The sequence below is a fragment of the Acidovorax sp. NO-1 genome (assembly GCF_000238595.1).
Taxonomy (GTDB): domain Bacteria; phylum Pseudomonadota; class Gammaproteobacteria; order Burkholderiales; family Burkholderiaceae_C; genus Acidovorax.
In genome coordinates this window covers 18,193-28,408 of the sequence record NZ_AGTS01000156.1, presented here as the reverse complement: position 1 = coordinate 28,408, position 10,216 = coordinate 18,193, and the positions used below count along the sequence as shown (strand labels likewise).

The following is a 10,216-nucleotide window of genomic DNA, read 5'->3' as shown; positions in this document are numbered from 1 at the left end:
CTAGACGCTGCCCTTGTTGCCTAAAGTCCCGAATCGCAAATTCGCTTCCACTAGTTTTTTTGCAACGCCAACCCAGCATGCTCGCGCAGTGGATGGAAGTGGATCTTCGGAAACCGCTCCTGCGCCAGCCGCACGTCGTAAGGTGAGGTGCACAGGTAGGCCAACGTATCCGCCGCATCGTGCGCTAGGCGCAGCGGGTAGGCATCGGTAAAGGCGCGCAGGTCGGCCGCGTTGTCGGCGGTGATCCAGCGGGCGCCCGTGTACTGGCAGCCTTCCAGCCGCACGTCGGCGTCGTACTCGGCCTTCAGGCGGTGCTGCACCACTTCAAACTGCAGCTGGCCCACCGCGCCCAGCAGCATGTTGCCGCCGGCATCGGGCTTGAAGACCTGGATCGCGCCTTCTTCGCCCAGCTGGGCCAGGCCCTGCTGCAGCTGTTTGGTGCGCAGCGGGTTCTTGAGCACCACGGTCATGAACATTTCTGGCGCGAAGAAGGGCAGGCCGGTGAACTGCAGGTTGGCACCATCGGTGATGGTGTCGCCCAGCTGCACGCCGCCGTGGGTGGTGAAGCCGATGATGTCGCCCGCGTAGGCTTCTTCGACCGCTTCTCGGCGCTGGGACATGAAGGTCACGACCGAGGTGGGCCGCAGCTCCTTGCCGGTGCGTTGCACCTTGAGCTTCATGCCCGGCGTGTATTTGCCCGAGGCCACACGCACGAAGGCGATGCGGTCGCGGTGGTTGGCGTCCATGTTGGCCTGCACCTTGAACACCACGCCCGAGAAACCTTCGTCTTCGGGCTGGATGGTCTTGACAACGGGCTGCTTGTTGACTTCGAGCGTACTCACGCGCGGGCCAGGGGGCGGGGCCATGTCCACGAGGGCGTCCAGCACTTCCATCACCCCGAAGTTGTTCACGCCGGAGCCGAAGAACACGGGGGTGAGCTTGCCGGCCAGGAAGGCCTCATGGTCCCACGCGGGCGATGCGCCCACGGCCAGTTCCATGCTCTCCAGCGCGGCGTCGAACTCGGCGCCAAAGCGTGCGCGCAGAGTCGCCTCGTCCGACAAGGGGATGGCCTCGAAGTCCTGTGGGCGGCGTTCGCTGCCGGACTCGAACACGGTCATCGTCTTGGTGCGCAGGTTGATGATGCCGCCGAAGCTTTTGCCCTGGCCCACGGGCCAGGTCATGGGGCAGCAGGGCATGCCCAGCTCGCGCTCCACCTCGTCCATGATGTCCAGTGGGTCGCGCACTTCACGGTCCATCTTGTTCACGAAGGTGATGATGGGCGTATCGCGCTGGCGGCAGACCTCGATCAGGCGGCGTGTCTGCGACTCCACCCCGTTGGCGGCATCGATCACCATCAGGGCCGAATCCACTGCTGTCAGCACACGGTAGGTGTCTTCCGAGAAGTCCTTGTGGCCGGGGGTGTCGAGCAGGTTGATCACATGCTCGCGGTAGAGCATCTGCATCACCGACGAGGCCACCGAAATACCACGCTGTTTTTCGATCTCCATCCAGTCCGACGTGGCATGGCGGCTGGCCTTGCGTCCCTTGACGGCGCCGGCGATCTGGATCGCGCCCGAGAACAGCAGCAGCTTTTCCGTCAACGTCGTCTTACCGGCGTCGGGGTGGGAGATGATGGCAAAGGTGCGGCGGCGCCGGGTTTCGGCAAGGAACGGTGCGGACATTCGGGCGGTGGCCGCACGGGGGGGGCGCGGCGCTGGGAAAAAAATGGGAACCGCGCGATTATCCCTATTGCAGGAAGAGTGGCCTGCGGAATGTGCGGGATGCACCCGATCAATGCATGCAGTGCATCCCACAGGGGTTACTTCGCAGGTGTGACTTCGATCTTGGGCACCTCGATGACCTTTTCTTCCGTGGTGACGTTCACGTCCGGTGTCTTGACGTCGTACTTGGGTAGTGTCACGTCGCCCGATTGGGTTTTTTCCACCTCGTATTTGGGCAGCGTCACGTTGCCTTCCTGGGTTTTGCGCACGTCGCAGGCGGCAAGGGTTGCGAGGCCGACAGAAACGATACCAATAGCGATCAGCTTGTTCATGATGGGTGTCACTTTCTCTATGGGTTGATGATGGCGGTCCGGTTCGGCGAACGCGGAAGCACGGTATGGATTTCACGGCGTCTTGTGTTTGCAGCCTGTAGGAAGCGCGGCATTTGCGCGGTCGGCAGGACGCCCACGCTGCAAGGGGGAATGCAACGTGATTGAGCATGTGCGTGTAAAATGCGCGGCTTCCGAGGAGCGTTGCAGCGTCCCCAGCACAGGCGGGGCGTGAGGCTCGGAGTCATCAAGCAACGACGCTCATCCACTGATCGTGTGGTGAGCGCTACCTGTCTCCCCGCGTCCAGTGGCTTTTCAAACATGCTTTGGAGCACACCATGAACGCACGTGTCAACGCCCCCGTCAATACCGACTGCATCATCGCCGACATCGGTCTGGCCGAATGGGGCCGCAAGGAAATCCGCATCGCCGAAACTGAGATGCCCGGCCTGATGGCCATCCGCGAGGAATTCGCGCCCAAGCAGTCGCTCAAGGGCGCGCGCATCACGGGCTCGCTGCACATGACGATCCAGACTGCGGTGCTGATCGAAACCCTGCAAGCGCTGGGCGCCGAGGTGCGCTGGGCCTCGTGCAACATCTTCTCCACACAGGACCACGCTGCGGCAGCCATCGCTGCTGCGGGCACGCCGGTGTTTGCCATCAAGGGCGAGACCCTGGTGGACTACTGGGACTACACCCACCGCATCTTTGATTTCGGCCCCGCAGGCACCGAAGGCGAAGGCCCCAACCTGATTCTGGACGACGGGGGCGATGCCACGCTGCTGATGCACCTGGGCAAACAGGCCGAAAAGAACCCCGGCGTGCTCGCCAACCCCGGCAGCGAAGAAGAGCGCATCCTGTTTGCCGCCATCAAGGCCAAGCTGGCTGAGGACGCCACCTGGTACAGCCGCAAGAGCGCCCAGATCATCGGCGTGACCGAAGAAACCACCACCGGCGTGCACCGCCTCAAGGAGATGTCGGCCAAGGGCAGCCTGATGTTCCGCGCCATCAACGTGAACGACTCGGTGACCAAGAGCAAGTTCGACAACCTGTACGGCTGCCGTGAATCGCTGGTGGACGGCATCAAGCGCGCCACCGATGTGATGATTGCCGGCAAGGTGGCCGTGGTGGCAGGTTATGGCGACGTGGGCAAGGGCAGCGCCCAGGCCCTGCGTGCCCTGTCGGCCCAGGTGTGGGTGACGGAAATCGACCCCATCAATGCTTTGCAGGCCGCCATGGAAGGCTACAAGGTCGTCACCATGGAATACGCTGCCGATAAGGCCGACATTTTCGTGACCACCACCGGCAACCGCGACGTCATCACCTTCGAGCACATGAAGGCCATGAAAGACCAGGCCATCGTCTGCAACATCGGCCACTTCGACAATGAAATCCAGGTGGCCAAGCTCGAAGAGCACTGCCAATGGGAAGAGATCAAGCCGCAGGTGGACCATGTGATTTTTGCCGACGGCAAGCGCATCATCCTGCTGGCCAAGGGCCGCCTGGTGAACCTGGGCTGCGGCACCGGCCACCCGAGCTTTGTGATGTCTTCGAGCTTCGCCAACCAGACCATCGCCCAGATCGAGCTGTTCACACACAGCGACTACTACGAGAACGGCAAGGTCTATGTGCTGCCCAAACACCTGGACGAAAAGGTAGCACGCCTTCACCTCAAGAAGGTGGGTGCCATGCTTTCGGAGCTGACGGACGAGCAGGCCGCCTACATTGGCGTGCCCAAGCAGGGCCCCTACAAGCCCGATACCTACCGGTATTGATTTCCTCCCCGGGGCGCTGCGCGCCTTTTCTCGGGTGCCCGGCCATGCCGGGTGTGCAGCCCCTTGGGTAGCGGGATTCTGTTTGCTATTTTTACTATAGCTGCTGGCGCTTTATAAATAAGCGTTGGCGGCTGATTTGACCCCTAAAGGATGAGCGCCATGCGTGCCGATGTTTTTCTGGTGGAAGCGGGCCATGCGGCCACGCGCTCGCAGGCGCAGCGGCTGATTGCCGCCGGGGTCGAGTGGCGCCTGTCGCCCCTGGCGCCCTGGCAGAAGGTGGCGAAGAACGGCGATGACATCCCGGCGGTGGCCGAGGTGAAGTTGCTGGACGATGCCGAGGCCAAGTACATCTCGCGCGGCGGCCTCAAGCTTGAAGGCGCCTTGCAGGCCACAGGGTTGTCTGTGGCCGGGCTGCGCTGCCTGGACGTGGGGCAGAGCACTGGCGGCTTCACCGACTGCTTGCTGCAGCATGGCGCCGCGCAGGTCATAGGCATGGATGTGGGCCATGGCCAGCTGCATGAACGCCTGCGCAATGATCTGCGGGTCGTCTGCGTGGAAGGGGTGAACGCACGGTCGGTGACTGCCGAGACCCTGCAGCAGGCGTGTGAGGATGCGCTCTCGGAAGTGGTCGAGGCAGACGAAGACAACGAAACCCAGCCCGAAGCACCCTACAGCTGGATGCGCAACGGCGGCGTGGTGGACGACGCCTACGACGACAGCGGCGACGCCAAGGAACAGGACATCGAAGCCTTCAAGTCCGAACGCGCCCAGCGTGCGGAGGCCCGCAAGCTGGGCACATTGCCCGTGCAGCGCAGGCGCCGCCCGGAATGCGCCCAGGTGGAAACCACCCCGGTGTTCGATGTGATCACCGGCGACCTTTCCTTCATCTCCCTGACCCTGGTGTTGCCCGCCATCGTTTCGCTGCTCAAGCCCGAAGGGCGTCTGCTGATGCTGGTCAAGCCGCAGTTCGAACTGCAGCCGGGCCAGGTGGGAAAGGGGGGCGTGGTGCGGGATGCGGCGCTCTATGCCGTGGTCGAAAAACGCATCCGCGACTGCTGCGCAGACCTGGGTTTCACCGTTCTGGCCTGGCTGGACAGCCCCATCCAGGGGGGTGATGGAAACCGGGAGTTTTTTGTTTTTGCAAGGAGAGCCGCATGACCGTGGCGAGCAACCAGCGGACCGGGTTCCCGGTCAGTTTCGAATTTTTTCCACCCAAGACGCCCGAGGGCGCCGACAAGCTGCGCGCGGCCCGTCAGCAGCTCTATGCACTGCGGCCGGATTTTTGTTCGGTGACTTACGGTGCCGGCGGCTCCACGCAGGAGGGCACATTCGGCACCGTGCGCGAGATCCTGGCCGAAGGCGTGAGTGCCGCTTCGCACTTCTCGTGCATTGGTGCTACGCGCCAGTCTGTGCGCGAGCAGCTGGCCACGCTCAAGGGCATGGGCGTCAAGCGGCTGGTGGCGCTGCGGGGCGATCTGCCCAGCGGCTATGGCGCGGGCGGGGAGTTCCACTACGCCAGCGACCTGGTGGCCTTCATCCGCGCGGAGACGGGCCGGGATTTCCACATCGAAGTGGCCGCGTACCCCGAGGTGCATCCCCAGGCAAGGTCGCCCGAGGCGGATATCAAGGCCTACATCGCCAAGGTGCAGGCGGGTGCAGACTCCGCCATCACCCAGTATTTCTACAACAGCGACGCGTATTTCCGCTTTCTGGAGGATACGCAGCGGCTGGGGGCCAGCGTGCCCGTGGTACCCGGCATCATGCCCATCGGCAGCTCCACCCAGCTGATGCGTTTTTCGGACGCCTGCGGCGCTGAAATTCCGCGCTGGATCCGGCTGCGGCTGCAGGCGTTCGGCGACGACACGGCCAGCATCAAGGCCTTCGGGCTGGACGTGGTGACCGACCTGTGCGACCAGTTGCGCAGCGCCGGGGTGCCCGCGCTGCACTTCTACACCATGAACCAGAGCGCGGCGACGCTCGAAATTTGCCGTCGGCTGGGGGTTTGATGTCGAGGCGGGTCGGCGTGACTGCAGCACACCCGGTTACGACGAAGCGGGTAGCAGGTTGCCCCGCAGGTTGCCCCGGCTGGCTGGCGGCGGCCGTTGCCACCTGTGTGATCGTGGCTGGCTGCGCGACTGGCGAGCGCACCCCGGTAGAGCTCCCGACGAGTGGAGTCGCACAAGCTACAGCGACGGAACCCAAAGTGGCAGCACGCTCGCAGCGGTTGGGTGCGCCTGCGAAGTCGCCACCCGCCGAACCGGCAAGTGCCAAGGTCGCCGAAGTCGACGAGGCAGACCCGGGTGCCCCGGCGACTCCAGCCCCATCCACTTCGCCACTGCCTGCCACGGCCGACCAGGTGGGGCTGGCGTCCTGGTACGGCGGCAAGTTCCATCGGCGTCGCACTGCCAGCGGCGAACTGTTCGACATGCGGGCACTGACTGCGGCCCACCCCACGCTGCCGTTTGGCTCCTTGGTCTGCGTCCGCAGCACGGTCAACGGACGCTCTGTGATCGTGCGTATCAATGACCGGGGCCCCCACACGCGCAGCCGCATCATTGACCTGAGCCGTGCTGCAGCCCAAGAGCTGGGCATGATCGGACTGGGGCTCAAGCCCGTCGAACTGTTTGCCCTGGCCGAGGGAGAGCGTGACTGCCCGGTGCCGTAAACCAGGCTTTTGTGGCGGTTCAGCCGCCAGATTCCAGCGTGTGTGTGGCGTGTTTGTCCTGCGCCAGCAGCTCCGCCATTTGGGGCAGAGCGGTTTTCAGTGCCGCCTTCAGAGTGAAGGGCGGGTTGATCAGGAACATGCCACTGGCGGGCAGGCCGGGCCGCTTGACGTCGCCCGCAGCCGTTTCTGTGATCTTGCTGGATTTGACAGTGAGCGTGGCGTGCAGCCAGCCTTTGCCCGCCTTGGTGGCCAGGGTCTTCAGGCGCCGGGGGAGGTCGTGGGCTTCGGGTCGGGGGATGATGGGGTACCAGAATGCATAGGTGCCCGTGGCAAAGCGCTTGAGCGAATCGGCCGCCATGTCCAGCACCTTGGCGTAGTCGCTCTTGATTTCATAGCTGGGATCGCACAGCACCAAAGCGCGGCGGGCCGGTGGGGGTAAAAACTTCTTGATTCCCTCGAATCCGTCTTCGTGCAGCACGGCCACCTGGCGGCCCGCTTCGAGCTGGGCCACGTTGCCTGCCAGGGCACGCAGGTCGGTAGGGTGCAGTTCAAACAGCTTGAGCTTGTCGTGGTCGCGCAACAGGCGCTGGATGATGAACGGGGAGCCCGGGTAAACCCGTAGCGCGCTGCCCTGGTTGAAGTCACGCACCATGTCCACATACGCCTGCAGCGCCGGCGGTAGGGCTGGTGTCGTCGGTGCCAACAGGCGCGCGATGCCGTCTGCGGCTTCGCCGCTGGTGCTCGCATAGTCGCCGTCGAGCCGGTAGAGACCCGCGCCCGCATGGGTGTCCAGCACGGTAAGGGCCGCGTCTTTCTCGGTGAGGTGTTGCAGGGCGGCGATCAAAACGGTGTGCTTGAGCACATCGGCATGGTTGCCTGCGTGGAAGGCGTGGCGATAACTGAACATGGCCCTATGGTAACGACTGCGCTCTGGGGCATGGCCGCCCCGGGTGGTGCCAGTACCTTGGGCGCGGCACAATCGGGGCTTCTCTGACCAGGGCGCGTGATGTTTTTGGCAGACAGGAAGCCTTTTGTATCTGTTACACCGTCTGGCATGCATCATGATGGCGACTGCCGGGCCTTGGCGCCTGAATGCACACAGCCCTCCGTCGAAGCAAGCACGTACGCCACGGCCTTTTCACCATGAACGCAAGTCTCAGTCCAGCCCCTGCCAACGGTGTCAGCCATGTCGATGCGCTGCCACCGGGCACTCGCCTTGCTGAATTCGAGATCCTGGCCCTCCTCGGAGTGGGCGGGTTTGGCATGGTCTACAAGGCGTTCGACCATTCGTTGCACAGGGCGGTGGCGATCAAGGAATACATGCCTTCGGCACTGGCGGGTCGGGCACAGGGGCAGTCGCTGTGGGTCCGATCGTCGTCGGACCAGCACACCTTTCAAGCCGGATTGGCCTCGTTTGTGGGCGAGGCGCGCCTGCTGGCGCAGTTTGACCACCCCTCACTGGTGAAGGTGTTCCGCTTCTGGGAGGCAAACAACACCGCTTACATGGTCATGCCGCTTTACGGCGGAATGACCTTCAAACAAGCCCGTGCCCAGATGCGCACGCCCCCACCGGAAATCTGGCTGCGCAAGGTGCTGTGGTCGGTCCTGAGCGCGCTGCGTGTGTTGCATGATGGCAAAACGCTGCACCGGGACATCTCGCCCGACAACATTTTTCTGCAGGACAACGGTCCCCCCGTGCTGCTGGATCTCGGCGCTGCCCGCCATGCCATCAACGATCAGGACCGAAAACACACCGCCGTCCTCAAGGTCAACTATGCGCCCATCGAGCAGTACTCCGATGGCGATGAAGATCTGCGGCAGGGCCCATGGAGCGACCTCTATTCCCTGGCCGCAGTGGTGCACGGCTGCCTGTGCAACGACACGCCGCTGCCCGCCACGTTGCGCTCCATCCGGGACCGCATGGTGTCGTTTTCGCGCGTGGCAAGAACCGTCAAGCGCCAGTTTGGGGTGGAGTATTCCGCTGCTTTTGTGGCAGCGATCGCCCAGTCGCTGTCGCTCAAACCCGAAGACCGGCCGCAAAGCATCGACGCGTTCCTGCAGCTCATGGACATGAGCTCGGCGCCGGAGGGCACAGAGACCTTCGATTTTCGCAGCGAGCTGGGGGATATCTGGGTGGAGCCTGCTGATCAGCCTGGCCCTGGGCTGGTGACTCCCACAGTGGACGTGACATCAGCCGCCAGTGCGGTGTCGGGGATCCATGTGCCCGTTCAGAGGGTGACCGGAGATGACTCTCTGCGTGAGGGTGCTCACAGGCTGCGGGCTCCGGAGGCAGCAGATCTCGGTGCCGACACGGTGATGATGGAAGGGCCGGACACCGTCAACATGGAAGCGGGGGATACGGTCTTCATTGACGCTGGCGACACGGTTGCGATCGATGACTCGCGCTTTGACGACCCTGCCGGGGATGGCAAAGACGGGCCATCTCCAGGAAAGGCGTCTTTTCATCGGGCGCGCAAACCGGAGCGTGAGAGTGGTCGGCCGTCCAGCAAGGCTGTGAAAGCGGGGCGGCGGACGCCCCTGCTGGTATGGCTGGGCGTTGCGGTTTTTGCCGTTGTGGCCTCCGCGGCCGGACTGCGCTGGGCCCAAAGCACCAAGGCTCCCCGGGACGACATCATCACGGAGATCGCAGAATCGCCCGCTGCACCGGCCTCTGCAGAGGTGGCAACTGTTGTGCCCCCCGCAGATCCGGTGGTGAGTGCGTCTGCCGCCTTGGTGGCCGACACCGTGGCGAGCGAGCCTGCGGCTGCGGCCTCTGTCCCGGCGCAGGCATCGGTAGTGGCGTCCGCTCCCCGTGCGGCCCCCCGCACGGCCCGCCGTGCGGCGCCCGTGGTGGTGGTGCAGGACGAGCCGGCTCCCCCACCCCCGCCGGTTGTTGTGCCCGAGCCAAAACCGCGCCCCGCGCCACCGCGTGCACCCAGCCCTCAGCAAGTCTGTGCGGATGCAAGTTTTCTGGCGCGCCCCATGTGCATTCACCAGGAATGTCAGAAGCCATCCCAGGCCAGCCAGCCGATCTGTGTGGAAAACCGCCGCCGTTACGAAGCTGAAGAACAAAAACGTCGCCAGGCGACCAACTGAAAGGGCTTTTGAAATGCTTTGTGTGGCACCTTCTGTTCCTGAACTTGCACAGTGGGCAGCCAAATTCGTATAATCGCGGGCTTCGCAGCGCTTTTGTGGTCCCGCGGCGAAGGCTTTCACGCCACCTAAGAGGCTTCCTTCAGAGAAGCACCGACCGTGGAAAAGGACCCGCCAAACCCTCTTTCCAAGAGAAAACTCATGACTACTACTTTCAGCGCAAAGCCCGCTGAGGTTGTGCACGAGTGGTTTGTGATTGACGCGACCGACAAGGTCCTCGGACGAGTAGCCAGCGAAGTTGCTCTCCGTTTGCGCGGCAAACACAAGGCCATTTACACGCCTCACGTCGATACCGGTGACTTCATCGTCATCATCAACGCCGCCCAGCTCAAGGTCACCGGCACCAAGTCCTTGGACAAGGTGTACTACCGCCACTCGGGTTACCCCGGCGGTATCACGGCCACGAACTTCCGCGACATGCAAGCTAAGCACCCCGGCCGCGCGCTGGAAAAGGCTGTCAAGGGCATGCTGCCCAAGGGCCCCCTTGGCTACGCGATGATCAAGAAACTCAAGGTGTATGGCGGTGCCGAGCATCCCCACACCGCCCAGCAGCCCAAAGTGCTGGAAATCTAA

At 63.5% G+C, this 10,216-nt stretch carries 9 protein-coding genes and 1 riboswitch; of the genes, 6 read left to right on the top strand and 3 right to left on the bottom strand.

Annotation, left to right across the window (positions count from 1 at the left end; genetic code table 11):
• Positions 1–50: 50 nt before the first annotated feature.
• Positions 51–1,682, bottom strand: a complete 1,632-nt coding sequence (locus KYG_RS22510) for a peptide chain release factor 3 (RefSeq protein WP_008907245.1) — start codon at positions 1,680–1,682, stop codon at positions 51–53.
• Positions 1,683–1,819: 137 nt separating this feature from the next.
• Complete coding sequence (locus KYG_RS22505) at positions 1,820–2,053, bottom strand: hypothetical protein (RefSeq protein WP_008907244.1); 234 nt, start codon at positions 2,051–2,053, stop codon at positions 1,820–1,822.
• Between the two features lie 188 nt (positions 2,054–2,241).
• Positions 2,242–2,320: riboswitch (S-adenosyl-L-homocysteine riboswitch) on the top strand.
• A gap of 68 nt (positions 2,321–2,388) precedes the next feature.
• Here KYG_RS22505 and ahcY point away from each other — a divergent pair.
• The 4 genes from ahcY (at position 2,389) to KYG_RS22485 (ending at position 6,490) form a co-directional block, all read left to right on the top strand.
• Positions 2,389–3,825, top strand: coding sequence for an adenosylhomocysteinase (gene ahcY / locus KYG_RS22500; protein WP_008907243.1), 1,437 nt, complete (start codon positions 2,389–2,391; stop codon positions 3,823–3,825).
• A 159-nt stretch (positions 3,826–3,984) separates the two neighbouring features.
• Positions 3,985–4,983, top strand: a complete 999-nt coding sequence (locus KYG_RS22495) for a TlyA family RNA methyltransferase (protein ID WP_008907242.1) — start codon at positions 3,985–3,987, stop codon at positions 4,981–4,983.
• Positions 4,980–5,831: a methylenetetrahydrofolate reductase [NAD(P)H] gene (gene metF / locus KYG_RS22490; RefSeq protein ID WP_008907241.1), complete on the top strand. Its 852-nt coding sequence runs from the start codon at positions 4,980–4,982 to the stop codon at positions 5,829–5,831. Before KYG_RS22495 ends, metF begins: the two co-directional genes overlap by 4 nt.
• A 197-nt stretch (positions 5,832–6,028) precedes the next feature.
• Positions 6,029–6,490 carry a septal ring lytic transglycosylase RlpA family protein gene (locus KYG_RS22485; protein ID WP_008907240.1) on the top strand — a complete coding sequence of 154 codons (462 nt, stop codon included), beginning with the start codon at positions 6,029–6,031 and terminating at the stop codon, positions 6,488–6,490.
• Positions 6,491–6,509: 19 nt separating this feature from the next.
• Here the strand turns inward: KYG_RS22485 and KYG_RS22480 are convergent, their stop codons facing one another.
• A complete protein-coding gene (locus KYG_RS22480; RefSeq protein WP_008907239.1) occupies positions 6,510–7,397 on the bottom strand; it encodes a 23S rRNA (adenine(2030)-N(6))-methyltransferase RlmJ in 888 nt (295 codons plus the stop codon).
• Positions 7,398–7,633: 236 nt separating this feature from the next.
• Here KYG_RS22480 and KYG_RS22475 point away from each other — a divergent pair, with 236 nt between their 5' ends.
• Together KYG_RS22475 and rplM are read left to right on the top strand one after the other, a co-directional pair.
• A complete protein-coding gene (locus KYG_RS22475; protein WP_008907238.1) occupies positions 7,634–9,586 on the top strand; it encodes a serine/threonine-protein kinase in 1,953 nt (650 codons plus the stop codon).
• 198 nt (positions 9,587–9,784) lie between these two features.
• Positions 9,785–10,216, top strand: a complete 432-nt coding sequence (gene rplM / locus KYG_RS22470; RefSeq protein ID WP_008907237.1) for a 50S ribosomal protein L13 — start codon at positions 9,785–9,787, stop codon at positions 10,214–10,216.

Bases quoted from the DNA above. Each gene is read 5' to 3' on its own strand.
- KYG_RS22510 (WP_008907245.1), bottom strand. From the start codon at position 1,682: ATGTCCGCACCGTTCCTTGCCGAAACCCGGCGCCGCCGCACCTTTGCC.
- KYG_RS22505 (WP_008907244.1), bottom strand. From the start codon at position 2,053: ATGAACAAGCTGATCGCTATTGGTATCGTTTCTGTCGGCCTCGCAACC.
- ahcY (WP_008907243.1), top strand. From the start codon at position 2,389: ATGAACGCACGTGTCAACGCCCCCGTCAATACCGACTGCATCATCGCC.
- KYG_RS22495 (WP_008907242.1), top strand. From the start codon at position 3,985: ATGCGTGCCGATGTTTTTCTGGTGGAAGCGGGCCATGCGGCCACGCGC.
- metF (WP_008907241.1), top strand. From the start codon at position 4,980: ATGACCGTGGCGAGCAACCAGCGGACCGGGTTCCCGGTCAGTTTCGAA.
- KYG_RS22480 (WP_008907239.1), bottom strand. From the start codon at position 7,397: ATGTTCAGTTATCGCCACGCCTTCCACGCAGGCAACCATGCCGATGTG.
- KYG_RS22475 (WP_008907238.1), top strand. From the start codon at position 7,634: ATGAACGCAAGTCTCAGTCCAGCCCCTGCCAACGGTGTCAGCCATGTC.
- rplM (WP_008907237.1), top strand. From the start codon at position 9,785: ATGACTACTACTTTCAGCGCAAAGCCCGCTGAGGTTGTGCACGAGTGG.